The organism is Erwinia sp. PsM31, from assembly GCF_030433775.1.
GTDB classification, from domain to species: domain Bacteria; phylum Pseudomonadota; class Gammaproteobacteria; order Enterobacterales; family Enterobacteriaceae; genus Erwinia; species Erwinia aeris.
This window is the reverse complement of the sequence record NZ_JARUWZ010000120.1, coordinates 1-226: the sequence shown is the minus strand read 5'-3', so window position 1 is coordinate 226 and position 226 is coordinate 1. Positions and strand designations below refer to the sequence as shown.

General features: G+C 24.8%; 1 protein-coding gene. It reads left to right on the top strand.

What is annotated here, in order from left to right:
* The coding region (locus QCD69_RS23025) for a hypothetical protein (protein WP_301253589.1) at positions 1-226 on the top strand (226 nt) is incomplete at both ends.

The following is a 226-nucleotide window of genomic DNA, read 5'->3' as shown; positions in this document are numbered from 1 at the left end:
GGGGTTTTTTAAAAAACCAAATAAATATCCATTTACCCCACCAAATAAAAAACCCCAAAAAAAAAACCCACCCAAAAAACCAAACAAAAAAAAAACACCACGTAGACGAAAAAAAAAAAAAATAAAAAATTTAAAAAAAAAAAAAAATAAAAACCCAAACAAAAAAAACCGGTTAAAAAAAAAAATTAACCCCAAAAATAAAAAAAAAAAAAAAATAGGGGGGGGG